Origin of the sequence: Nocardia vulneris, assembly GCF_001613425.1 — a bacterium.
Lineage (GTDB): Bacteria > Actinomycetota > Actinomycetes > Mycobacteriales > Mycobacteriaceae > Nocardia > Nocardia vulneris.
This window is the reverse complement of record NZ_BDCI01000029.1, coordinates 57726-82572: the sequence shown is the minus strand read 5'-3', so window position 1 is coordinate 82572 and position 24847 is coordinate 57726. Positions and strand designations below refer to the sequence as shown.

Here is a 24847-nt window from a genome sequence, read left to right as displayed (position 1 = left end):
GCGGCGGGAGTCGGCGCCGTGGTGTTCATCGAGCGTTCCGGTTCGCGCGGGTCCGCGTCGTCTCGCGCACCTCCAGCCTGCGGTTGTTCAGGTGCAGCAGTCCGTGCGCGGTGCGCACCACCGTGGAACTGGGATGTTCGGACACGGTCAGGGTCACCCCGCTGTCGGATCCCGTTGTCCCCGCGACCCGCCCGCTCACCGGCACCCACGCGGTGGACGCGGCATCCAGCAGGCGCAACAGTACTTCGGTCTCGCGCTCGTCGAGCACCCGGTTGTGCACGTCGGCACGGGCCAGGGATTTGGCCGCCTCGGCGCGGGCGCGCTGCGCGTCCAGCTGGGCCTCGCGCAGTCGGCGAATTCCCGCGTCGTTGCGATGGATTCGGGCGGGCGCGCCGGCCGAGGGCGGCCGTCCGGTCTCGGCCAGGGTGCGCGAGATCTCCAGCGGCGGGGCCTCCCACCAGGAACGCAACGCCGGGATGACGTCCGCGTCCGGATGTTCCATCGCGAGATGCCGTGGCCTGCCCAGCCCGAAGACCGCGTCGAACAGGGCGTGCGCGCTGTCCGCGCTCGGCGCGGCCGTGAACCAGCCCGCGAGATGCCGCAGCGCGGACTCCCGGCTCACCCCGCCGCGGCGGGTCTCGGTGACCCGCCGCAGCAGCGAGAGCACCGCCGCGATCGCGCTCATGGTGGCCTCGCGCAACCGCTCGGCCTCGGTGGTGCCCACCGACTCGCCCGTACCGGAGGCGACGAACCAGGTCCGCAACCCGTCCCAGCGCGCCTGCCAATCCGCCTGTCGCTCGGCCGGACTCAGCAGTACCCGCTCGTCACAGCCGGCCGCGCGCTCGATCAGATTCTCGACGCCGGTCTCCTCGATCTCGGCGATCGCGGCGGCCAGGCGCGGGGTGAACCGGGCCAGGTCGAGGCTGAATTCACGCATGTGCGCGAGCAACGCGTCCTTGTGCGCGAGAAACGATTCCGGCGTGATCTCGGTGGTGCGCACCAGATCGCCGAGGGAGAGATAGAAGTGCGCGGCGCGCGCGGCCATATCGGTGAGCGCGGCGTCGAGGCGGCGCAGCGTGCGGTAGACCCGCTCGGCGTCGCCGTCCCGGTTCGCCGCGGCGAGCGTGTGCAGATCGGCGAGCAGTTCGGGCAGCACCAGACGCGACAGCGAGGCCTCGTCGAGCCGGGCGTTGAGCACACCGGCCACCGCGCGATAGGCCTGGAATCCGGCCTGGGAGAACTGATAGACGAAGTGCCGGTTGCGATATTCGGCCAGTGTGGCGGCGCGAGTGCCGTCGTAGCTGCGCTCCAGCACGCCCCACTGATGCAACTGGTCGAGCAGCGGGCCGATCTCGGCGGCGGTCAGGCGGGGTGCGGCCGGGCGGTCGCCCTGGACATCCGACCAGGCTGCGGCGCTCGCGGGACCCTCGTCGGCGGCGTTCTCGGCGGCTCGATTGTCCTCAGTTGGTTGCTGGCTCGCGACGTCAGCGGGTTGCTGGAGGGGCGCGGGCGCGATGGCTCCGCGGGCGGCGGCATCGAACCCTGCGGTTCCAGGCACGGTGGTGTCGGACCCGGTGGTCTCGGGTGTGGTGGTGCTGGACCGGGTCGCCTCGGCTGCGGTGACATCGGACGTGGCGGCTGCGGGAGTCGTGGCACCGGGCCCGGTGGGCGCGGACGGTGCAGCGAACTGGGCCGGGGTGCGCGGCACCTGCCCGTTGCGCTCGATCCACTCCGCCACATCGTCGGCGTGCAGCAACACCACGTACGCGGCGCGGGCGCTGTCGAACGCGCGCAGCACCCACAGGTAATCGGTGCGGCGCTCTGCGGTGGCGAAGGAGAACAGCCGCAGCCGGTCGTCCCAGAGGACGGAGGCGGCGTTCGCGGCGCCGTCGGCGGAGTCGGTCACCGGGAACAGGGTAGTAGCGGGCCGGTCGCCCACGGCACGAACGGGGCCGGTTCGGCGTGCCCGTGTCCGGTTTGCCGCATGTTCGCCGCCGAATTCGGCTGTGCCGGTGCGCTCCCGGTTACTCCGTCGAGAGCGATCGCAGCTGGTCCAGGTACACGCGGGTGCGCGGATCGCCCGGGTAGCGGGCGATGATCTCGCGTGCCGCCTCGCCCGCGATCCACATCAGCGAGGGCAGCGAACGGCGTTTACCCGCGAACGCGCGCAGTCCCTCGTCGACCGCGAGTTCCAGATCGCGATTGCGGACCGCGACCACCGCGAGGGTCAGGTGCGCCTCGGACACCCGCATGGGATTGCGCACGGTGCCGTCGGCCCGGGTCGAGTTGCGGATGACCTCGTTCGCGTAGGTCTCGGCGAGCCGATCCTCACCCGCGACGCGGCAGCAATCCATCGCGTAGAAGTCGAACTTCTGCGGATCGACGACGAAATGGTTGTCCAGGTTGATCGGATGATCGAGTCGCTGCAAAATTGCCCGGCCCTCGTCGAGCGCCGTCTCGACCTCGTGCCGATCGCCGAGGCGGGCCCAGGCTTTCGCTCGTTGCGCGGCCAGCTGTACCCCGACGCCCAGGTTCCGGCTGGCCTCGAGCGCCTGGTCGACGGCGTCGATCGCGCCCCGATAGTTGCCCTGGGTCAGTGCGAACCAAGCGGCCATTTCCGCACTCCACCCGGTGATTTCGGTGTTCTCCGCCTCTTGGCCGAGCGAGTACGCGGCGCGGCGGGTGGCCTCGGCGGCGGTCCGGCGGCCCAGGTCGTAGTCGACGCAACCGACGAGCAGTGCGACCCATCCGGCGAGGACCAGGATGTCGCGGTGCTGGGCGAGAGTCAGCCGGCCGTCCAAGAGCGCGGTGATCCGGCGCAACCAGCCGGTGCCCTCGGCGTGGAGCTCGTGCGGATCGGCGTAGGAGTACTCGCAGCACAGGCGTTCGGCGGTGATCCGGATGGCGTCGAGGGTGGCGGGGGAGACGTCGGACATGCGGAGTCGGCCGATGAACTCGAGGGTGTCCATGCCGGTTGCCGAGAGCACCTCGTCGTCGCGATTCGGCCTGGCTTTGGGGAAGAACGCCGCCGTGACGGTGTCGAAGGCGGCGGCGATGATGGGGGCGTAGAAATCATCCGGTCGCGACTCGCCCGATTCCCAGCGGCGCCAGTTACGGAGCAGTGTACTGTCGGTCGGCAAGTTGTGAGATGACTTGGCGCGCATCACGCGGACGGCATCGGCCTGTGACCACCCCCGCGCATCGCGTTCGGAGCGCATCCGGACTGCCCAGACGGGTCGATCGTCTCCAGCGGCCACGACAGTAGTATCGCACCAGTTAACGCTCGGTGGCCGAGATAGGGCATATAGGTGTCAGTGGGTTGACATCTGCATTCGCAGTTTGGCGTTGTGCATGCTGGACATGGGAGCGGAAAGTTTGCCGGACCCGTTTCGTCCGACACAGATGCAATTGCATCTGTCCTTGCACGGCAAAGTGCTACACAATGAGATGATCCACATGAGAACAGCGGTACCCAATCCAACGGAGGTTCGGGTGGAAGCGTTGATCTATGGATACGTGCGTGACGATCTGGCCGATGGCCACAGCGAAGAGCTCGAGGATGCGATGAACACCCTCGCCCGCGAGGAAGGGCTCTGCTTCGCCGCAACGTTCCATGAATCGACTTCCGGTGACGGCACGGCATTCGTCGAGCTGACCCAGGAACTCAAGCGAGCCGACGCGCACCACGTCGTGGTCCCGTCGCTCGATCATCTTGCCGGCCAGACGATCCCGCGCGACATACTGCTCGCGAAGCTGGCGCAGGAGGCCGCGGCCCAGGTCTGGACCATCGAGACCTGAAGAGCCCGACGGCATCGCTGATCGCCGCGGCGCCACCCGCGCCCGAGCCGGTCTGCACGCCGTCAGGCCTGCGCAACCACCCTCGCCGCGACCACACCGGCCGCCAGCGAGCCGAGCAGCGCCCACCAGGATGCTGCCCGACCAGTGGAACAACCTGCCGCACGGCAGATCCCGACCACCAAGCTGATCCTCGGCACCGCCCTCGACGGCGCGCGCACCCGGACCCCGTGCAGCCGGATCAGCATCAGCCCGGCCATCGCCGTTCCCCATCGGGAACGCCGAAAGCGCCAGGCCCCCAAGCCGACCGGCCGCTGCCGACCAGCAGGCCCGCTACTGCCCCGTCGCCTCGCGACCGCGCAGCCGATGGCGGACAACCACATGACACAGCCGAACGCCTCCGGCAGTCGGCGGTGTCATCGTCCTGCGGCGAGGAATCTTGTTGAGCAGCAGTACATTCTGCGAGCTGCCGCGAAAGGCATCGGCTGACCGGGGGACCGCGGCGGTCAGAGGCCGAAGCTGCCCGGGCCGCGGCGGCGCAGATATTTTTCGAACTCGGCGGCGATGGCGTCGCCGTCGATCTTGGCCATGGCCTCGTTCACGTCGACGGCGGCGTCGCCGCGTTCCTCGAGCGACCGGACGTATTCGCTGACCTCGTCGTCGCCCTCGGTCATCTCGTTGACCGCGGTCTCCCAGTCTTCGGCCTGCTTGGGCAGTTCGCCGAGCGGCACCTCGATATCGAGCACGTCCTCGACCCGGTGCAGCAGCGCGATGGTGGCCTTGGGGTTGGGCGGCTGGGACACGTAGTGCGGCACCGCGGCCCAGAACGACACGGCGGGCACGCCCGCTTTCACGCATTGATCCTGCAGCACGCCGGTGATGCCGGTCGGCCCCTCGTAGCGGGTCTGTTCCAGGTTGAACCGTTCCGCCGCTTCCTTGCTGTAGGCGGATCCGGTGACCGGGACGGGACGGGTGTGCGGGGTGTCGGCGAGCAGCGCGCCCAGGATGACGACGGTCTGCACGCCGAGCTGTTCGATGAATTCCAGCAGATCCGCGCAGAAGCTGCGCCAGCGCATATTGGGTTCGATGCCGCGCAGCAGCACGATATCGCGGTCGCTGCCGGGCGGCGAGCACACCGAGAGCATGGTCGAGGGCCACTGGATTTCCCTGGTCACGCCGTCGACCTGGCGTACCGTCGGCCGGTTGACCTGATAGTCGTAGTAGTCCTCGGAGTCGAGTTCGGCTAGCGGCTCGGCGTCCCAGATCAGTTCCAGATGCTCTACGGCGCCGCTCGCGGCATCGCCCGCGTCGTTCCAGCCCTCGAAGGCGGCGACCAGCACCGGATCCCGCAACGTCGGCAGTTCCGGATCGGGAGTTTCACTGGGGTTCACTCGGTCAGCATAGTGGGCAGCGCGCGGCGAAGTCCGGCATCGAATCGCGGATGGGGACGGCGCGGCCCGCGGTGGGCCCGATGGTCGCGATGCGGCGGTGTCCCGGATGCCGGGACCGGGTTCGGCGTGTTCCCGCCGACGGCGGATCTGTGCGTGTGGCAGGGCAGACAAAGATGCGGCAGGCTGTGCTGTCGCAGTCGACCATTACCCTTGATCACATGTCTGCGTCCATTCCCGCCGAGTTCGACACCACGCTACTCGACACGCTGCGCCGTCGTGTCGTGATCGGTGACGGTGCGATGGGCACGATGTTGCAGGCGGCCGACCTGACCCTGGACGACTTCCTGGGACTCGAAGGCTGCAACGAGATCCTCAACGAAACCCGCCCCGACGTGCTGCGCCATATTCATCGCGCGTACTTCGAGGCGGGCGCGGACGCGGTCGAGACCAACACCTTCGGCTGCAACCTGCCGAACCTGGCCGACTACGACATCGCCGACCGCATCCGGGACCTGTCCGAGCGCGGCACCCGCCTGGCCCGCGAGGTGGCCGACGAGATGGGCCCGTCCTCGGACGGGACGCCGCGCTATGTGCTCGGCTCGATGGGGCCGGGTACCAAGCTGCCCACGCTGGGCCATGCTCCTTATACCGTGCTGCGCGACGCCTACACCGAGGCGGCGCTCGGCATGCTCGACGGCGGCGCGGACGCCATCCTGGTCGAGACCTGCCAGGACCTGTTGCAGGTCAAGGCGGCGATCACCGGCAGCCGGGCGGCGATGCGCCGGGCCGGGCGCCGGATTCCGATCATCACCCACGTCACCGTGGAGACCACCGGCACCATGCTGGTCGGCAGCGAGATCGGCGCGGCGCTCACCGCGCTCGAACCGCTCGGCATCGACATGATCGGCCTGAACTGCGCGACCGGTCCCGCCGAGATGAGCGAACACCTGCGTCACCTGTCCCGGCACGCGCAGGTGCCGGTGTCGGTGATGCCGAACGCGGGCCTGCCGGTGCTGGGCGCGAACGGCGCCGAATACCCGCTGACGCCCGAGGAGCTGGCGGTCGCGCTCAGCGGTTTCGTCTCCGAGTTCGGGCTCGCCCTGGTGGGTGGCTGCTGCGGCACCACCCCCGAGCACATCCGGCAGGTCACCGCCGCGGTGCGGGAGATCGAGCCGAAGTTGCCGCCGATCGATCAGCGCCGCCACCCGGAACACGAACCGAGCGTCGCCAGCATGTACACGGCGGTGCCGTTCGAGCAGGACGCCTCGATCATGATGATCGGCGAGCGCACGAACGCCAACGGCTCCAAGGCTTTCCGGGAGGCGATGCTCGCCGAGGACTGGCAGAAGTGCCTCGACATCGCCAAGGACCAGACCCGCGACGGCGCGCACATGCTCGACCTGTGCGTCGACTACGTGGGCCGCGACGGCGCCAAGGATATGGAGGCGCTCGCGAGCCGCCTGGCCACCTCCTCGACCTTGCCGATCATGCTCGACTCGACCGAGACCCCGGTGCTGCAGGCCGGCCTGGAGCATCTCGGCGGTCGCTGCGCGGTGAACTCGGTGAACTACGAGGACGGCGCGGGCCCCGAATCGCGCTTCCAGCAGACCATGGCGCTGGTGGCCGAGCACGGCGCGGCCGTGGTCGCGCTCACCATCGATGAGGAGGGCCAGGCCCGCACCGCCGCCAAGAAGGTGGAGATCGCCGAACGGCTGATCGCCGACATCACCGGCAACTGGGGACTGCTGGAGAGCGACATCATCATCGACACGCTCACCTTCACCCTAGGCACCGGCCAGGAGGAGTCGCGCAAGGACGGCATCGAAACGATCGAGGCCATCCGGGAATTGAAGCGCAGGCACCCGGATGTGCAGACCACCCTCGGCCTTTCGAACATCTCCTTCGGTTTGAATCCGGCCGCGCGCCAGGTGCTGAACTCGGTGTTCATGCACGAATGCGTCGAGGCCGGACTGGATTCGGCGATCGTGCACGCCTCGAAGATCCTGCCGATGGCGCGCATTCCCGACGAGCAGCGCGAAACCGCGCTCGACCTGGTCTACGACCGGCGCACCGAGGACTACGACCCGCTGCAGAAGCTGATGGCGCTGTTCGAGGGCGTCTCGACGTCCTCGTCCAAGGCCTCGCGCGCGGAGGAGCTGGCGGCGCTGCCGCTGTTCGAGCGGCTGGAGCGGCGCATCGTCGACGGCGAGAAGGCCGGGATGGACGCGGATCTGGACGAGGCGATGACGCAGGTGCCGCCGTTGCAGATCATCAACGAGACGCTGCTCGCGGGCATGAAGACCGTCGGTGAGCTGTTCGGGTCGGGGCAGATGCAGCTGCCGTTCGTGTTGCAGTCGGCCGAGGTGATGAAGACCGCGGTCGCCTATCTCGAGCCGCACATGGAGGCCACCGACGACAGCGGCAAGGGCCGGATCGTGCTCGCCACCGTCAAGGGCGACGTGCACGACATCGGCAAGAACCTGGTCGACATCATCCTGTCCAACAACGGCTACGAGGTGGTGAACCTCGGGATCAAGCAGCCGATCGCGACCATCCTCGACGCGGCGGTGGACAAGAAGGCCGATGTCATCGGCATGTCCGGGCTGCTGGTGAAGTCGACGGTGGTGATGAAGGAGAACCTGCAGGAGCTCAACTCCAAGGGTGTCGCCGAACAATTCCCGGTGCTGCTCGGCGGCGCGGCGCTGACCCGCGGTTACGTGGAGAACGACCTCACCGACGTGTACGAGGGCGATGTGCACTATGCCCGCGACGCGTTCGAGGGCCTGCGGTTGATGGACGACATCATGACCCGCAAGCGCGGCGGCGGCCCCGATCCGGACAGCCCGGAGGCGATCGCCGAACGCGAGAAGGCCGCCGAGCGCAAGGCCCGCCACGAACGGTCCAAGCGGATCGCCGAGCAGCGTAAGGCCGTCGAGGTGCCGATCGAGGTGCCCGAGCGCTCCGATGTCGCGGCCGACGTGCCGGTGCCGGTGCCGCCGTTCTGGGGTACGCGTGTGGTGAAAGGCTTGGCGCTGCAGGAATATTCGGGCCTGCTCGACGAGCGCGCGCTGTTCCTCGGGCAGTGGGGGCTGCGCGGCCAGCGCGGCGGCGACGGGCCCAGCTACGAGGAACTGGTGGAGACCGAGGGCCGGCCGCGGTTGCGCGCCTGGCTCGACCGGCTCAGCACCGAGGGCGTGCTGCAGCACGCCGCCGTGGTCTACGGCTACTTCCCCGCGGTGTCCGAGGGCGACGACGTGATCGTGCTCACCGAACCCGAACCCGATGCGCCGCAACGGTATCGGTTCACCTTCCCGCGCCAGCAGCGGGACCGGTTCCTGTGCATCGCCGACTTCATCCGCTCGCGCGAGCGGGCGAAGGAGACCGGGCAGGTGGACGTGCTGCCCTTCCAGCTCGTCACGATGGGGCAGCCGATCGCCGATTTCGCCAACGAGCTCTTCGCGGGCGACAGCTACCGCGACTATCTCGAGGTGCACGGCATCGGCGTGCAGCTCACCGAGGCGCTGGCCGAGTACTGGCACCGCCGGGTCCGCGAGGAACTGACCCTGGAGGGGCACGCGGTGGCCGACTCCGATCCGACCGACGTGCTGGAGTACTTCAAGCTCGGCTACCGCGGCGCGCGCTACTCCTTCGGCTACGGCGCCTGCCCGGAGCTGGAGGATCGCGCCAAGCTGGTGGACCTGCTCGAGGCCGACCGCATCGGCGTCGTGCTGTCGGAGGAACTGCAGCTGCATCCCGAGCAGTCCACCGACGCGTTCGTGCTGCTGCACCCGGAGGCGAAGTACTTCAACGCCTGACCCACGACCCGCGCGGCTTCAGCAGGTGAAGTCCGTCCGCAGTGATCGTGGTCACGGTGGCGGAACACTGTTCGCGTCTCGACAGGGCCTTGGCTACCTGCCCATATGTCATGATGCGCGGAGATTCCGACGCGCCGACGGCATTTCGGCTCTCGGCGTGGCGGGGCGCTGACCTGGGGGATCGCCCGGGCGTTCGCGGTGAGGTGGATGTGTGTCGGGTGGGTATGCCATTGTCGGAAGCGTTGCAACTGCATCCGGGGCAGTCGGCGGATGCGTAGCCATCGCTGTTTACGGGTGCAAAGTACTTCGGCGCGTAGCAATTTCGGACATCTCCGAGCGTTGCGCGCCGGTGCGGTACAGGCTCGGGGCGTAAGCAGGAAGGCACAACACCATGACGGCGGACCGATTGATCGCGGGACGGTATCGACTCACGGATCCGATCGGCACAGGTGCCATGGGGGTTGTCTGGCGCGGCACGGATGTCCGGCTGCGACGCACGGTCGCGGTGAAGCAGCTCATCCTCGCGCCGGGGCTGACCCGCTCGGCGGCGCTGGAGGCGAAGTTGCGCGCCATGCGCGAGGGCCGCATCGCCGCCCGGCTGCATCATCCGAACGCGATCACCGTCTTCGACGTCGCCGAGGAAGACGGCCAGCCGTGGCTGGTGATGGAGTACATGAACGCGCCGAGTCTGGCGGCCAAGCTCTCCGGCAAGCGCACCCTGGCGCCCACCGAGGTGGCCAAGATCGGCGCGCAGGCCGCGGGGGCGCTGGCCGCCGCGCACGACGCGGGCATCATGCATCGCGACGTGAAGCCGGCGAACCTGCTCGTCGGTGACGACGGCACGGTCAAGATCACCGATTTCGGCATCTCCCGCGCGGTCGGCGATGTCACGGTGACCGCCACCGGCTTCCTCGCGGGCACACCCGCCTACCTGGCGCCCGAGGTGGCACGCGGCGAGAACCCGGAACCGGCTTCGGACGTATTCGCCCTCGGCTCAACGTTATACGCGGCGGTCGAGGGGCTGCCGCCGTTCGGCGAGGGGGACAATCCGCTCGCCGTGCTGCACGCCGTCGCGCGCGCGGAGATCGCGGAGCCGAAGGACGCGGGCGCGCTCGGCCCGGTGCTGATGCGTCTGCTCGCGCCCACCATCGATGCCCGCCCGACCATGCGCGAGGCGCAGCAGGCGCTGGAAGCCGTTGCGGAGGGCCGGGTTCCGACGCTCGGTCCGCCGCCCTCGACGAAGGTCATGCCCGCCCCCGGTGGGGACGGCGCGACCACCGTGCTACCGCGCCCCGGCGCCGACACCGCGAACGCGACCGCGGCCACCACCGTGGTGCCCGCCGCCGGGCTGACGAATCCGCCTGTCGCCGAGTCCGTTTCCGCGCAGCCGCCGATTCCGCCCGGCCGGGCCGGCGGCACGCTACCCGCCGGTGCCGGGGCCGCGCCGGAGCGCAACCGGGCGCTGCTGCTCGGCGCGGGCGCATTCGTCGCGGTGCTCGTCGTGATCGGTCTGGTCGCTGTCCTGGTGAAGGGCACCGGCGGCGACGGCGACAAAGCGGCCCCGCCGGGACCGAGCAGCGCGGCCCCGGCCGTCGCGGGCCCGCCGCCCGCGACCGAGGCGCCCTCGCCCCAACCACAGCAGCCGCAGGAGCCGGCGCCCACCACCACACCGGCACCCACCTCGAGCACCGCCCCGAGCCCTACGCCCACGCCGACGCCGTCCTCGGCCCCGCCGTCCTCGTCGGCCAAGCCGCCGACCACCACGGTCACCGCGACCCCCTTCGGCCCGCCGACCCCCGAGAAGGTCGCGCAATTCGTGCAGGGCTACTACGGCATGCTGCCCGGCAATCCGAGCGCCGCGTGGTCCCAGCTCGCGCCGTCGTACCAGGGCGTGGCCGGCGGTTACAACGAGTACGTCCGCTGGTGGGGCACGATCAGTTCGATCACCGTCCGTTCGGCGACGCCGAACGGCGAGAACCGTGCCGTCGCCTCGCTCGTCTATGTGAAGAAGAGCGGGGAGACGGTGAACGAGACCCGCTGGTTCCAGGTCTCCTCGGAGAACGGCCGCATGCTGATCACCGCCTCGGGCACGTGAGCAGGCCGCTCGGGGCGTGGTAGAGGCCACAACTCGGCAACTGGCCACGGTGGTGGTTCGGGGGTGACGGTTATCGTGGCTACGGCCTGATCGGTAATCGGACGAGGAGATGTGTGACCGCGCGACCAGCTGCTGTTTTGTGGGATATGGACGGCACGCTCCTGGATTCGGAGAAGCTCTGGGACGTCGGCGTGCGGGAGCTGGCCACCGAACTCGGGCACGAGATGACCGACGAGATCCGGCACGCGCTGATCGGCGCGTCCGGGGACGACGCGATGCGGATCATCTTCACCAGTCTCGATATCGATCCGACGCCGGTCGCCGTGCAGGAGGCGGCCGAGTTCCTCGATCGGCGGGTGGCCGAGCTGATGACCGGGCCGATTCCGTGGCGGCCCGGTGCCAAGGACGCGCTCGCACTGGTGCGTGCGGCCGGGCTTCCTTCCGCCCTCGTCACCAATACCAAGCGGTCGCTCGCCGAGTTCGGACTGGACACGCTGGGCCGCGATTTCTTCGACCTCTCGGTGTGCGGTGACGAGGTGTCGCGCGGCAAACCGGAACCGGATGTCTATCTGCGCGCCGCCGAGCTGCTCGGCGTCGAGCCGCGACACTGTGTGGCCGTGGAGGATTCGCCGACCGGTGTCCGGGCGGCGCACGCGGCGGGGTGTGCGGTGCTCGTGGTGCCGTGTGAGATCGCGGTTCCGGACGGACCGGGACGGATGTTCCGCGATTCGCTCGTGGGACTCACCCTCGCCGATCTGGAACGCGCTTTGTTGCTGCGCAACTGAGCATTTCGTCACCGCAGCGGCGTCGCGGGGGAACGCGGCGACGGGTGAAACCGGCCCGCGGCGCTCGGAGTCGATCATGGTCGGCGCGCGACACACCCGAGCGCGTTTGCCGAGAGTTACTGTGCCGCAACGGTAGTGCGCCCAGCTGATACCTGTGACCGCGATCACCGGCAATCTCGGCGAATCTCGGGCGTGTCGGCCGTTCGCTCTACCAGAATGTCGCCATGGCAGCCACGGGTGTGCTCGACGAGATCGTTGATACCGCTCGGTATCCACTGGCGGATGCGGCGGACCCGGGCCGGCGGGCCGCGGTGGCGTCGGCGCGGGCGGAACTGGCCGCGAGCGGATGTACCGTACTGCGCGGTTTCATTCGGCCCGAACTCACCGAGACCCTGCGCGCGCAGGGCGAGGCGATGGCCCCGCACGCCTATTACGAAGTCGAGCGGGTCAACGCCTACAACATCCCACTGGACACCGAACTGCCCGACGATCATCCCGGCCGGATCGTGCTGGAACGCGGCAACGCCTTCGTGCCCCGCGACCGCATCCCCGGCGACGCGCTGATCCATCGGCTCTACGTCGACGCGCGGTTCCAGCGCTTCGTCGCCGACTGCTTCGACCTGGCCGAACTGCACGAGTTCGCCGACCCGCTGGCCGGTCTGTGCCTGAACGTCGTCGCGCCGGGCATGTCGCATCCCTGGCACTTCGACACCAACGAATTCACCGTCAGCATGCTCACCCAACCGGCGGAGTCGGGCGGAATCTTCGAGTACTGCCCGAACATTCGCACGCCGGAGGCCGAGCGACTCGACGATGTGCGCGCGGTGCTCACCGGCGCGGGCACAGCGCTGATCCAGCGGCTCGAACTGCGCCCCGGCGATCTGCAACTGTTCCGCGGCCGCTTCTCACTGCACCGCGTCTCGCCCGTCGACGGTGCGGCGCAGCGGCATTCGGCGATCTTCGCCTACACCGACCGGCCCGGGGTGATCGGCACGGTGGAGCGCACCCGGCAACTCTTCGGTCGAGTACTTCCCGACCATCTGGCCGCCGCGGCCGACGTCGTCCGCGGTGACCGATTGCTCGACTGAGCCGAACGGCCCGATCGTCCACGTCGATCGGGAAACACCGCTCGACCCGAGAGGAACGACTGTGGCAGTGCCGTTACACACGACCGGGAAAGCCTCCTTCGACGATATCTACGAACGTCCCGATCCCCGCGACTACTACGCCCGCATGTCCGACCTCGACTATCGCATTCCCGAACTGGCGAAACCGATTTTCCAGCAACAGATCCGGGAGTATCGCGCGTCCGCGCGGGTGGCCACGCCCACGGTGCTCGACATCGGCTGCTCCTACGGCGTGAACGCCGCGCTGCTGCGCTTCGACACCACCATGCACGACCTCACCGAGCACTACCGCACCGCCGACGGTGACCGTGCGGCGCTGATCGCCCGCGATCGCGCGGAACTCGGCACCGCCGACGGTCTGCCCGATGTCCGCTTCCTGGGCATGGATGCCTCCGCGCCCGCGCTCGGCTACGCCGAACAGGCGGGACTGCTGCACGACACGGTGCACGCCGACCTGGAGTCCGGTGAGCCCACCGACGAGCAGCGCGAGCTGCTGGCGAGCGTCGATCTCATCATCTCCACCGGCTGTATCGGTTACGTCACCGAGAAAACTCTGGCCCGAGTCGCCACCGCCCATCCGCGCCGCCGGCCCTGGATGGCACACTTCGTGCTGCGCATGTTCGACTTCGCGCCGATCGCCGCCGAACTCGCGGCGCTCGGCTATCGGACCGAGCAGGCGCCCGGGCTGTTCGAGCAGCGCAGGTTCGCCTCCGTCGCCGAGCAGACCCAGGTGCTGAACACCCTGTCCGCCAAAGGGATCGACACTACCGACCGGGAAACCGAAGGCTGGCTCTACGCCGGCCTGTATCTATCGCGACCGTTGCCGAAGCACCACGCCGACACCGAGGACCAGCATTGACCGAACGCACCTTCGCCGCCGACGACACCCTGCCCCGGGTGCCCCTGCCGACGCTGGAGGCCAGCTGTCACCGCTTTCTGGAGTGGTGCACACCGCTGCTCACCGCCGATGAACTGGCCACCACCGAGGCCGCGGTCGCCGACCTGCTGCGCCCGGACAGCCCCGCGCGCACGCTGCACGCGGCGCTGGCCGAATACGACGCCACGTCCGGCGTCGGCAGCTGGCTGGACCTGTTCTGGCCCTCGCGCTACCTGGGCCGGCGCGATCGGATCGCACTGAACGCGAACTTCTTCTTCCTGTTCCGGGAGGAGACCACCCTGGCCACCTCGACCGGCGCGAACCAGGTCGAGCGGGCGGCGGGGATCATCAGCGCCGCAGTCGATTACAAGCTCGCGCTGGACCAGGAAGCGATCCCGCCGGTGCTGCAACGCGGGCAGGCGCTGTCCATGTGGCAGAACAAGTACCTGTTCTCCGAGACGCGGATTCCCGGCGCCGAACAGGACAGCGTGCGCGTCCCCTACAGCGCCGAATGGCCGGGGCCCTCGACCGCCAAGCATGTGGTGGTCTTCTTCCGCGGCAGCATGTTCCGGATGGACGTGCTCGGCGCCGACGGCGCGCCCTACTCGCTCGACGATCTCGCCGACGGCCTGCGCGAGGTGCTCAAGGCCGGCGCCCGCTCGACCCGAACCGATTCCGCGGTCGGGCATCTCACCACCAAGGCCCGCGCCGAATGGGCGGCGAGCAGGCAGTCGCTGCTCGCCGAGCCGGCCAACGCGGCGGCCCTCGACACCGTCGAGACCGCGCTGTTCTGCGTCTGCCTGGAGGATTTCGCGCCGCGCGACGAGTTGCACGCGTGCGATCAACTGCTGCACGGCGACAGCGCGAACCGCTGGTTCGACAAGTCGGTGTCGTTCATCGTCTTCGGCGACGGCCAGGCGGGCATCAACATCGAGCACTGCGGGCTGGACGGCACCACCATCCTGTCCTTCGTGGACGCGATGCTGGAGACCTCGGCGCAGGAGCACGCCGCCCGATCCGGCGCGCGGGCCCAGGGTTTACCGGCCGTCGAGCCGATCGAGTTCGTGCTGGACGCGGCACAGCGTAACGACATCGCCGCCGCGGGCGCCGATTTCGCGCGGTACGCCGCCGACAATGCCACGCAGACCGTCTCTTTCACCGATTTCGGTACCACGCGGGCCAAGCAGCTCGGCATCTCGCCGGACGCGTTCGCGCAGTTGAGTTATCAGCTCGCGCACCGGCGCAGCAAGGGAATCACCGGCGCCACCTACGAATCCATCGCCACCCGGCAGTACCGCAACGGCCGCACCGAGGCGATGCGGGTGATCACGCCGGAGATGGTGGCGTTCGTGGACGCGATGCAGGACGAGTCCGTCGATCGGGACGCGCGGCTCGCGGCGGCGCGGACCGCGGCCACCGCACACGTGACCAGGGCCAAGCAGTGCCAGGCCGGTGACGCGCCGGAACAGCACCTGTGGGAACTGCAGTGGATCCAGCGCCGGCGCGGTGCGGAACTCGGTGTCACCGAGCCGATTCCGCTCTACGACAGCCCCGGCTGGACGATCATGCGCGACGACTACCTGAGCACCAGCTCGGCCCCGTCGGTCAACATCCGCTACTTCGGTTTCGGCTCGACCAGCCCGCGCTGTATCGGAGTCGCCTACGTCCTGCTGCCCGACCGCTGGAACCTCTACCTCGCCACCCCCACTGCGGTCGCCGATCAGATGCACGCCTTCACCGACCACCTCCGCACCGCCGTAGCCGATCTGGAGGCACTGCTCAGCGCAAGCTGATCCCGCGGGTCCGCGCACCCTTTCTGACCTCCCGCACCCCGACTCGCCGTGCGACACACCGTGTTCCGCGACGAAAGGGGTGCGGGAACCTCAGGCGTCGTCGACGAGTCGGCGGGCCGCGCGGGTGAGGGCGGTGGCGGCTTCGTCGGCGATCCTGGTCAGCACCTCGGCGGCGGGGTCGATCGAGGTGATCAGGTCGATGCCTTCGCCTGCCCAGACGGGGATCGCGGCCGGGTCCGCGCGGTCTACGGCGTCGAGGTAGACGTCTTGGGCGGCGGTGTCGGCGCGCAGTTCGTCCTCGCGGTCCTGCCAGCGGTCGAAGAACGGGTTGCGCAGCATGCGTGCGGTGTACTTCGCGGGCCAGGGGGAGCGGCGGGCGATATCGAACACCCGGTTGCGGGAGGTCTCGTCGCCGCGCGCGGCCACGATCGCCTTCGCCTCCGCGGGGGACAGGACCGCCTCGTGGGTGGCCTCGAACCGGGTGCCGATCATGGCCCCGGCCGCGCCCAGCGTCACCGCCGCGGCCAGGCCGCGACCGTCCGCGATACCGCCCGCGGCCAGCACCGGAATGGGATGCACCAGGTCGGTGACGGTCGGCACCATGGTGAGCGTCGAGCGCCCTGCACCGTGCCCGCCGGCTTCGCCGCCCTGCGCGACGATCATGTCCGCGCCGACGTCCGCGGCTCGCCGCGCCTCGTCGTGGTCGGTGACCTGCACCAGCAACGCCGCACCCGCGGCGCGCACCGTCTCGACGAACGGCGTCGGGTCGCCGAACGAGAGCAGCACCGCTCGGGGCCGATACTCGGCGAGCGCCCACCGGAGCGTCGCGTCGTCGACCGCCCAGCTCAGGAACCCGATACCCCACGCCGAGCGCGCCGACTCCGCCACGATCGCCAGCTCGCGTTCGAGCCACGCCCGATCCCCGCTGCCGACCAGCCCGAGTCCGCCCGCATTGGATACCGCGGCCGCCAACTCGCCGCCGGCCACACCGCCCATGGGCGCCAACACAATCGGATGCCGCAAATCGAACATTTCCGTCAACGCAGTCCGCAACCCCATACCCCCATCATCCCCACCCGCGCCGCGTGCGGTCGGCGAGGGGGAACTGGTGGCGGCAACGCCCGAGTGCGCTACGCCACCAGTTCCCCCTCGCCGGAGCGGGGCTGGCAACGGCCCCGCACACCGGTCTGAAAGAATGACTTATCGTGAAGAACTTCGAATCCCTGTTCGCCGAGCTGCAGGATCGTGCGGTCAACCGCCCCGAGGGGTCCGGCACCGTGGCCGCGTTGGACGCCGGCGTGCATAGCCAGGGTAAGAAGGTGCTCGAGGAGGCCGGTGAGGTCTGGCTGGCCGCCGAGCACGAGAGCGACGAGTCGCTCGCCGAGGAGATCTCGCAGCTGCTGTACTGGGTTCAGGTGCTGATGGTGGGTCGTGGGCTGAAGCTCGAAGACGTGTACCGACATCTGTGACGGCCGTCTTGTTCCGCAGTCTCTCTCCGTGAAAGGACCTCAACCATGCTGCGCGTCGCAGTCCCCAACAAAGGCGCCCTGTCCGAAGCCGCCACCTCCATCCTGGCCGAGGCCGGTTACCGCAAACGCACCGATGCCCGCGACCTGACCGTGCTCGACCCGGCCAATCAGGTGGAATTCTTCTTCCTGCGGCCCAAGGACATCGCCATCTACGTCGGTTCCGGCGAGCTCGATCTCGGCATCACCGGCCGTGACCTCGCGCTCGACTCCGGCGCGCCGGTCAGCGAGCGGCTCGCCCTCGGCTTCGGCCGCTCCACCTTCCGGTACGCGGCGCCGGCCGGGCAGGACTGGAAGGTCGAGGACCTCTACGACAAGCGCATCGCCACCTCGTACCCGAATCTCGTGCTCGCCGATCTGCAGCGCCGCGGCATCCAGGCCGAGGTGATCCGCCTCGACGGCGCGGTGGAGATCTCGATTCAGCTCGGCGTCGCCGACGCCATCGCCGATGTGGTCGGCTCGGGGCGCACCCTGCGCCAGCACAACCTGATCGCGTTCGGCGAATCGCTCTGCGATTCCGAGGGCGTGCTGATCGAGCGCACCGGCTCGGATCAGAAGGAGAAGGCGCGCAATCAGCTCATCGCGCGCATCCAGGGCGTCGTCTTCGGCCAGCAGTACATCATGCTGGACTACGACTGCCCGAAGGAGCTGCTCGACGCGGCGGTGGCGATCACCCCCGGGCTGGAATCGCCGACGGTGTCGCCGCTGGCCGACGAGAACTGGGTCGCGATCCGCGCCATGGTGCCGCGCAAGCAGGGCAACGAGGTGATGGACCAGCTCGCCGATCTGGGTGCGAAAGCCATCCTCGCCTTCGACATTCGCTCCTGCCGCGCCTTCTGACACCCCTCCGTACCCGTCCCGGCCGGGACGGGTACGGATTATCGGCGCCTGGTTTGTCTTGTATGCGTGAATAATTCACGGTGAACGCAACCGGTGTGGCTGCCGGTGCGGCGTTGGTACTTTGCGGCCTCCGGATGAGGAATCGCAAGGAGTACCGCCGTGTCGCAGACATCGCCCGAGCAACGTACGGGCAGCCGTTTCGCCTGGAACGAGGATTGGCTGGCGGCGGTCGCCGGCCTGGTCCTGATCGCGTTGGTCCTGATCGGCGCGATCCCCGAGTGGCTGGTGCCGTGATGGCGGATACCGCAGCACGGGCGGGCATTATGGCCGAGCAGGACGAGAGCGGAACGGACGCTGCGTCTTCGGCCGCGGTGCGCTCGGAAACGGCGGCATTACAGGCGGTTTCGCGGCCCACCGGCGCGGCGATCGTGGCGGGTATCGCGGTGGTCCTCGTGCTCGGCGCGCTGACCCGCTACTTCGACACCCATGTCCCGCGGTGGGCGGTGGGCACGCCGCTGCAGCGGGTGGCGAAGTCGATCGAGTTCCCGGTGTACGCCATCGCGATCGGCCTGCTCGGCAACGTCGTGCTCGGCAAACTCGCGCTGCGCGACCGGCTTTCGGCCGGGTTCCGCACCGAGTTCTTCATCAAGACCGGGGTGGTGCTGCTCGGCGCCTCGATCAACCTGAAGATCCTGGTGACCGCGGCGGGGCCGTCGATCCTGCAGGCGCTGTTGCTGATCACCGTGGTATTCGGGTTCACCTGGTGGCTGGGTGGGCGGCTCGGGCTCGACGACAAGCTGCGGGCGCTGCTGTCCTCCGCGGTATCGATCTGCGGCGTGAGCGCGGCCATCGCGGCGGCGGGTGCGGTGCAGGCACGGCGCGAGCAGATCGCTTACGCGGCCTCCCTGGTGATCATCTTCGCGTTGCCGTCGATCTTCCTGCTGCCGTGGCTCGCGGACGTGCTGGGGCTGTCCGACGCGGTGGCGGGCGCGTGGATCGGCGGCAACATCGACACCACGGCGGCGGTCGCGGCCTCCGGCGCGATCGCGGGGGAGCAGGCGCTGCAGATCGCCACCATCGTGAAGACCACACAGAACGCGCTGATCGGCCTCGTCGCGATCGCGTTGACCGCCTACTTCACCGTGCGGGTCGAGCGGGTCGCGGGCGCGGCCCGGCCCTCGGCGCGCGAGCTCTGGGAACGGTTCCCCAAGTTCGTTCTCGGTTTCGTCGCCGCATCGGTCATCGGCACGCTGTATCTCCAAGCGGCCGACAAGAAGTCCGGTGCCGCGCACATCGCGATCGTCAACGATCTGCGCACCTGGTTCCTGATCTTCGCGTTCGTCTCCATCGGCCTCGAGTTCTCGCTGCGCGGTCTGCGCGAGGCGGGCTGGCGGCCGATCGTCGTGTTCGGCTCCGCCGTCGTCGTCAACCTCGCGGTCGGCCTCGGCCTGTCGGTTCTGCTGTTCCGCAACTTCACGATCTGAGGCGGTCCACGACCCGGGTGTGCAGTCGCTGAGTCCAGTTCGCGCACCCGGGTGTGGGGGATCGCGGTCACCGCGTCCGGCCTGTTCCCCTCGACTTCACGAAATGTTCACGATGTGTCGGCAACACTGTGCGGTGTGTCGGGCGAAATACACGGAGAGAACGTCGGAGCGCGGTGGCGGACCCCGGCGATGGGCTACGGGAAGGCGTCGATGGAAGCGGAGACCGAGCGGGCCGTCGGCATCGAGTACGGCAGGCCGCGATCCGTCGTCGACGCGCCGGTGTGGCCGCGGGTGCGCAACATCCTGATCCTGGCCGGTGATGTGGTGGGCGTCGTCGTCCTGATCGTCGCGGTGGCGCTGATCGGATCACACGGCACCGCACTGGATTTCATGACCGTGTTCACCGATCGCTGAACGGTTAGTCGGCGACCGCGTCGGCGAGGGTCTCGGCGGGGGACTCGTTCGCTCCGTCGTCCGGCCAGCCCGGGTAGGGCGGTGGGGTGCCGCCGAATTCGGGGCACAGCGGTTTGTAGTCGCAGTACGCGCACAGCCAGCCGGGGTTCGGCGGGAACTCCCCGGTGCGGCCCGCCTCGCGGATGGCCTGCCACAGCGCGGACAGGGTGCGTTCGAAGCGCAACAGCTCCGCCTCGTCCGGGGCGTAGGTGAGGATCTGCTCGTCGGCCAGGTAGATCAGGCGCAGCTGGGCGGGCACGATGCCGCGGGTGCGCAGCACCACCAGCGCGTAGAACTTGAGCTGGAACAGTGCCCTGGTCTCCTGGGTCGGGCCGGGGGAGCGGCCGGTCTTGTAGTCGACCACGCGCAGCTGTCCGGCGGGCGCCACATCGATGCGATCGACGAAGCCGCGCAACAGAACTCCGTCGTCGAGCTCCACCTCGACGCGGGCTTCCCGCGACTCCGGATCGAAGCGCGTCGGATCCTCCAGCCGGTAGTAGGTCTGCACCAGGGTGCGCACCTCCCCGAGAAATCCGTCCAGCTCGGCATCGGTGATCAGCGTGGCCACCTCGGGGTGCTCCGCCGAGATCCGGGCCCAGGCCGGGACCACGAGCGTGTCCGCGCGCTCCGGTCGCCGCTCGGGCGCGGGCAACCCGTACAGATCCTCCAGTACCGCGTGCACCATGGTGCCGCGCACCGCGTGCCGCGTCGGCGCCTCGGGGATCCGGTCGATCGCGCGGTAGCGGTACTTCAGCGGGCACTGCTTGAAATCCATTGCCCGCGAAGGCGACAGCGCGGGACGCGAACGACTCGCCGGTGTGCCAGGGGTGCGCGGCGGTGTGCCGTCGACAGGGGGCCTGGACACGGGCGAGCTCATACCTGGCAGGCTATCCGGCGGCACCGACAAGCCGGTGCGCGACCAGCAGAGCGTTGCTCTTCAGCGAACGGAGATCCATGACGGCCAGACGGACCGGGCCATTCACCACCGGTGACCGGGTACAGCTGACCGATGCCAAAGGCCGCCTGTACACGGTGGTCTTGGAGCCGGGCAAGGAATTCCACACCCACCGCGGCGGTATCAAGCACGACAGCTTGATCGGCGCCGACGAAGGCTCGGTGGTGAATTCGACCAACGGCACTCCGTATTTGGCCTTGCGCCCCCTGCTGATCGATTACGTGCTGTCGATGCCGCGCGGCGCGGCCGTGATCTACCCGAAGGACGCGGCGCAGATCGTGCACGAGGGCGATATGTTCCCCGGCGCGCGGGTATTGGAGGCCGGCGCCGGTTCCGGCGCGCTCACCTGCTCGTTGTTGCGTGCGGTCGGCCCGCAGGGCGAGGTCGTTTCCTACGAAATTCGCGAGGATCACGCCGAGCACGCCATCCGCAATGTCGAGACTTTCTACGGCGAACGCCCGGCTAACTGGTCGCTGACCGTCGGCGATGTGGCCGATTACGCCGGTGCGCCCGTCGATCGCGCGGTGCTCGACATGCTCGCGCCGTGGGACGCGCTGCCTGCGGTGTCGAAGGCCCTGGTCCCCGGCGGTGTGCTGATCGTCTACGTGGCCACCGTCACACAGTTGTCCAAGGTGGTCGAGGCCCTGCGCGAACAGGAGTGCTGGACCGAGCCGCGCTCCTGGGAGTCGATGGTGCGCGGCTGGCATGTGGTCGGCCTCGCGGTGCGGCCGGAGCATCGCATGCAGGGCCATACCGCCTTCCTGGTGAGCGCACGCCGCCTCGCGGAGGGCACGGTGACCCCCAAGCCGCAGCGCCGTCCGTCCAAGGGCTGACACGCGCGCTGAGACCGCTTTCGCCGCGACCGGAAGATCCCCCTTCGATCGGTACCCCTACCCGGTGAGCCGACCGATCGAAGGTCGCTCCGCGCGGCGAAAGCGGTCGCGGCGATCAGGCCGGGACGCAGGGCGCCTGGGCGAAGCCCAGCAGCAGGCAGCCGCTGGCGTCGGAGAGCTTCCAGGTGCCGCCGACGTTCTCCCACGTGAGTGGCATCGCGGGCGCGGCGCCGTGCGGCGAGGTGATGGTCACCTGCGCGGTCGCGGTGCTGCCCTGGGTTGTGACATCGGCCACTGCGTAGGTCAGGGTGCCGTATCCGGCCAAAGCCTTGTTCATCTGATCGATGTTCGCCGTACGCTTTTCGCCGTCGACGATCAGCTTGGCCTTGTCCGCGGTGGGTACCGCGGGATCGGACAGTTTGACGAGCACGGCCTGCAACGAGTCGGCGGTCGGCGCGCCCGCCGCGGCGCTCGGCGCGGCACTGCTCGAGGCCACCACGCTGGAGGAAGAGGACTTGGTATCGGATTTGCCGTCATCGGAGCCGCAGCCCGACAGTCCGACGGTAACGGCGAGCGCGGCCGCAGCGGTAGCAACAGAAACGCGCAGAATTCTGGTGGAAGGGAGCAATTTCAGCAACCTTTCGGCTCGGTCGGCGAGCGGGCTCACCGAGTTCGGGTTAGGGCAGGCTAACATGGTCATCCGGCGGTCGATCGCAGCCCAGATGTGATCACGACGAAACCATGTCGGAAAGCGAGAACGGTTCGCGCCCGGTAGCGTTGATAGACCGGGACTGGGAGGAGCAGCACATGAGCCCCATCGAGAATTCGGATTCGGCGGCCTGGAGAGAGCTCGAGGCAGTACGCGCCGAGGCCGCTGCGCTCCGAAGGCAACTCGCCGATTCGCCGGATCGCGCACGGGAATTGGAAGCCCGCATCGATTCGCTGACCATTCGCAACACGAAGCTGATGGACACCCTCAAGGAGGCGCGCCAGCAGCTGGTCGCGTTGCGTGAGGAAGTCGATCGGCTGGGTCAGCCGCCGAGCGGCTACGGCATTCTGATCGGCGTGTACGACGATCAAACGGTCGACGTGTTCACTTCGGGTCGCAAGATGCGGTTGACCTGTTCGCCGAACATCGAGACCTCGACCCTCGAATACGGGCAGACCGTACGCCTCAACGAGGCGCTCACGGTGGTCGAGGCCGGCGTCTACGACGCGGTCGGCGAGATCGGCACCCTGCGCGAGATCCTCGACGACGGTCGCCGCGCCCTGGTGGTCGGCCACGCCGACGAGGAGCGCGTGGTCTGGCTGGCGGGCCCGCTGGCCAAGGTCGCCGAGATGGACGATCTGGAAGACCCCGACTCCCCGATTCGCAAACTGCGCCCCGGTGATTCGCTGCTGGTGGACACCAAGGCCGGCTTCGCGTTCGAGCGCATCCCCAAGGCCGAGGTCGAAGACCTTGTGCTGGAAGAGGTTCCGGATGTCGACTACGGCGACATCGGTGGCCTCGGTCGGCAGATCGAGCAGATCCGCGACGCGGTCGAACTGCCCTTCCTGCACAAGGATCTGTTCCGGGAGTACGCGTTGCGCCCGCCCAAGGGTGTGCTGCTCTACGGTCCGCCCGGCTGCGGTAAGACGCTCATCGCCAAGGCGGTGGCCAACTCGCTGGCCAAGAAGATCGCCGAGGCGCGCGGTGAGGATGCCAAGGAAGCCAAGTCGTTCTTCCTGAACATCAAGGGCCCCGAGCTGTTGAACAAGTTCGTCGGCGAGACCGAGCGCCACATCCGGATCATCTTCCAGCGGGCGCGCGAGAAGGCGTCCGAGGGCACGCCGGTGATCGTGTTCTTCGACGAGATGGATTCCATCTTCCGCACCCGTGGTTCGGGCGTGTCCTCCGATGTGGAGACCACGGTCGTGCCGCAGCTGCTCTCGGAGATCGACGGTGTCGAGGGCCTCGAGAACGTCATCGTGATCGGCGCCTCCAACCGCGAGGACATGATCGACCCCGCGATCCTGCGGCCCGGCCGGCTCGACGTGAAGATCAAGATCGAGCGTCCGGACGCCGAATCGGCCCAGGACATCTTCTCGAAGTACCTGGTCGAGGACCTGCCGCTGCACGCCGACGACGTCGCCGAGTTCGGTGGCGACAAGGCGATGTGCATCCGCGCGATGATCGATCGGGTGGTCGAGCGGATGTACGCCGAGAGCGAGGACAACCGCTTCCTGGAGGTCACCTACGCCAACGGTGACAAGGAGGTCCTGTACTTCAAGGACTTCAACTCCGGTGCCATGATCCAGAACATCGTGGACCGGTCCAAGAAGTACGCCATCAAGTCCGTCCTCGACACCGGCAACCCGGGCCTGCGCATCCAGCATCTCTACGATTCGATCGTGGACGAGTTCTCCGAGAACGAGGACCTGCCCAACACCACGAATCCCGATGACTGGGCGCGCATCTCGGGCAAGAAGGGCGAACGCATCGTCTACATCCGCACCCTGGTGACCGGCAAGAACGCCAGTGCCAGCCGCGCGATCGACACCGAGTCCAACACCGGCCAGTACCTGTAGGACACCCACGAAAAGCCGCGCTCCCCTTGGGAGCGCGGCTTTTTCATGCCGTCAGCGGAGACGGACGTTGGTGACGATGCCGAAGAGGCCGATGTTGGGGCTGCCTTTGCCGAGGCAGGAGACCGAGACGCCTTCGGCCAGGTTGCCGAAGGCGTATTGGGTGTAGGGGCCGATCACGGGCTGGAAGCCGTAGGTGAGGTGGAAACCGTTGCAGTCCAGGTCGACCACGCCCCAGCGGGCGGGGTCGCCGGTGCAGGTGACGGTGGCGCCGGTCAGCTGCCGGTCGAAGGCGCAGCCCTGGGCGTTCGCGGTGCCGGTTCCGGCGGCGACGGTGACGGCCGCGGCACCGAGGGCGACGCCGAAGGCGGCGGCCAAGCCGCGCTGGCGCTTGTTCATATGTCCTCCTTGGTCGGAATGACCTGATCATGGCCGGTGGGCACGGCGGCGGAGTCCTCCGAACGGACGACTGCGGGTCGGAGATCGGATGACCGAAATCGCCGGTCCAGTGCT

21 protein-coding genes are annotated in these 24847 nt (G+C 68.7%); 14 read left to right on the top strand and 7 right to left on the bottom strand.

Features of this window, described 5'->3' with window-relative positions; genetic code table 11:
- Positions 1–25: 25 nt before the first annotated feature.
- Positions 26–1906: a TIGR02677 family protein gene (locus NVU01S_RS27880; RefSeq protein ID WP_244467450.1), complete on the bottom strand. Its 1881-nt coding sequence runs from the start codon at positions 1904–1906 to the stop codon at positions 26–28.
- Between the two features lie 118 nt (positions 1907–2024).
- Positions 2025–3140: an NsdA family TPR-like regulatory protein gene (locus NVU01S_RS27875; RefSeq protein WP_307683570.1), complete on the bottom strand. Its 1116-nt coding sequence runs from the start codon at positions 3138–3140 to the stop codon at positions 2025–2027.
- A gap of 352 nt (positions 3141–3492) precedes the next feature.
- Between NVU01S_RS27875 and NVU01S_RS27870 the strand changes: the two genes are divergently transcribed.
- Positions 3493–3798, top strand: coding sequence for a hypothetical protein (locus NVU01S_RS27870; RefSeq protein ID WP_029902050.1), 306 nt, complete (start codon positions 3493–3495; stop codon positions 3796–3798).
- A gap of 503 nt (positions 3799–4301) precedes the next feature.
- Here NVU01S_RS27870 and NVU01S_RS27860 read toward each other — a convergent pair.
- Entirely contained in the window at positions 4302–5186 is an 885-nt protein-coding gene (locus NVU01S_RS27860; RefSeq protein WP_029902048.1) for a PAC2 family protein, read from the bottom strand.
- A gap of 218 nt (positions 5187–5404) precedes the next feature.
- Here NVU01S_RS27860 and metH point away from each other — a divergent pair, with 218 nt between their 5' ends.
- From metH to NVU01S_RS27830, 6 genes are all read left to right on the top strand, one after another.
- Positions 5405–9001, top strand: a complete 3597-nt coding sequence (gene metH / locus NVU01S_RS27855; RefSeq protein ID WP_156161854.1) for a methionine synthase — start codon at positions 5405–5407, stop codon at positions 8999–9001.
- A 391-nt stretch (positions 9002–9392) separates the two neighbouring features.
- A complete protein-coding gene (locus NVU01S_RS27850) occupies positions 9393–11096 on the top strand; it encodes a serine/threonine-protein kinase (RefSeq protein WP_043678407.1) in 1704 nt (567 codons plus the stop codon).
- A 146-nt stretch (positions 11097–11242) separates the two neighbouring features.
- Positions 11243–11881, top strand: a complete 639-nt coding sequence (locus NVU01S_RS27845; protein ID WP_052281148.1) for an HAD family hydrolase — start codon at positions 11243–11245, stop codon at positions 11879–11881.
- Positions 11882–12105: 224 nt separating this feature from the next.
- Entirely contained in the window at positions 12106–12969 is an 864-nt protein-coding gene (locus tag NVU01S_RS27840) for a HalD/BesD family halogenase (protein WP_043678403.1), read from the top strand.
- A gap of 61 nt (positions 12970–13030) precedes the next feature.
- Complete coding sequence (locus tag NVU01S_RS27835; protein WP_063048178.1) at positions 13031–13867, top strand: class I SAM-dependent methyltransferase; 837 nt, start codon at positions 13031–13033, stop codon at positions 13865–13867.
- Entirely contained in the window at positions 13864–15678 is a 1815-nt protein-coding gene (locus tag NVU01S_RS27830; RefSeq protein ID WP_043678398.1) for a choline/carnitine O-acyltransferase, read from the top strand. Before NVU01S_RS27835 ends, NVU01S_RS27830 begins: the two co-directional genes overlap by 4 nt.
- 90 nt (positions 15679–15768) lie before the next feature.
- Here NVU01S_RS27830 and NVU01S_RS27825 read toward each other — a convergent pair whose 3' ends face one another.
- Positions 15769–16737, bottom strand: coding sequence for an NAD(P)H-dependent flavin oxidoreductase (locus NVU01S_RS27825; protein ID WP_043678396.1), 969 nt, complete (start codon positions 16735–16737; stop codon positions 15769–15771).
- A 146-nt stretch (positions 16738–16883) separates the two neighbouring features.
- Between NVU01S_RS27825 and NVU01S_RS27820 the strand changes: the two genes are divergently transcribed.
- The 5 genes from NVU01S_RS27820 (at position 16884) to NVU01S_RS27805 (ending at position 19942) form a co-directional block, all read left to right on the top strand.
- Positions 16884–17147: a phosphoribosyl-ATP diphosphatase gene (locus NVU01S_RS27820; protein ID WP_014986213.1), complete on the top strand. Its 264-nt coding sequence runs from the start codon at positions 16884–16886 to the stop codon at positions 17145–17147.
- A 45-nt stretch (positions 17148–17192) separates the two neighbouring features.
- Entirely contained in the window at positions 17193–18044 is an 852-nt protein-coding gene (gene hisG / locus NVU01S_RS27815) for an ATP phosphoribosyltransferase (protein WP_043678393.1), read from the top strand.
- A gap of 159 nt (positions 18045–18203) precedes the next feature.
- On the top strand, positions 18204–18338 hold the full coding sequence (locus NVU01S_RS45280; protein ID WP_280140878.1) for a hypothetical protein: 135 nt from the start codon (positions 18204–18206) through the stop codon (positions 18336–18338).
- Entirely contained in the window at positions 18338–19528 is a 1191-nt protein-coding gene (locus NVU01S_RS27810) for a YeiH family protein (protein WP_043678391.1), read from the top strand. The genes NVU01S_RS45280 and NVU01S_RS27810 overlap by 1 nt, the downstream gene beginning before the upstream one ends.
- Positions 19529–19717: 189 nt before the next feature.
- Positions 19718–19942: a hypothetical protein gene (locus tag NVU01S_RS27805; protein ID WP_043678389.1), complete on the top strand. Its 225-nt coding sequence runs from the start codon at positions 19718–19720 to the stop codon at positions 19940–19942.
- Positions 19943–19946: 4 nt separating this feature from the next.
- On the opposite strand, the gene NVU01S_RS27800 is transcribed toward NVU01S_RS27805, so the two are convergent.
- Positions 19947–20858 carry a RecB family exonuclease gene (locus NVU01S_RS27800; protein ID WP_052281147.1) on the bottom strand — a complete coding sequence of 304 codons (912 nt, stop codon included), beginning with the start codon at positions 20856–20858 and terminating at the stop codon, positions 19947–19949.
- Between the two features lie 77 nt (positions 20859–20935).
- On the opposite strand from NVU01S_RS27800, the gene NVU01S_RS27795 reads away from it, so the two are divergent.
- Positions 20936–21769, top strand: a complete 834-nt coding sequence (locus NVU01S_RS27795; protein ID WP_043678385.1) for a tRNA (adenine-N1)-methyltransferase — start codon at positions 20936–20938, stop codon at positions 21767–21769.
- Between the two features lie 115 nt (positions 21770–21884).
- Here the strand turns inward: NVU01S_RS27795 and NVU01S_RS27790 are convergent, their stop codons facing one another.
- Positions 21885–22469, bottom strand: coding sequence for a WKL family lipoprotein (locus tag NVU01S_RS27790; protein WP_228832190.1), 585 nt, complete (start codon positions 22467–22469; stop codon positions 21885–21887).
- A gap of 107 nt (positions 22470–22576) precedes the next feature.
- On the opposite strand from NVU01S_RS27790, the gene arc reads away from it, so the two are divergent.
- Positions 22577–24337 (top strand): proteasome ATPase, encoded by a 1761-nt coding sequence (gene arc, locus NVU01S_RS27785; protein ID WP_014986206.1) that lies wholly within the window; start codon positions 22577–22579, stop codon positions 24335–24337.
- Positions 24338–24388: 51 nt separating this feature from the next.
- Here arc and NVU01S_RS27780 read toward each other — a convergent pair whose 3' ends face one another.
- Positions 24389–24733, bottom strand: a complete 345-nt coding sequence (locus NVU01S_RS27780) for a hypothetical protein (protein ID WP_043678383.1) — start codon at positions 24731–24733, stop codon at positions 24389–24391.
- Positions 24734–24847 lie beyond the last annotated feature (114 nt).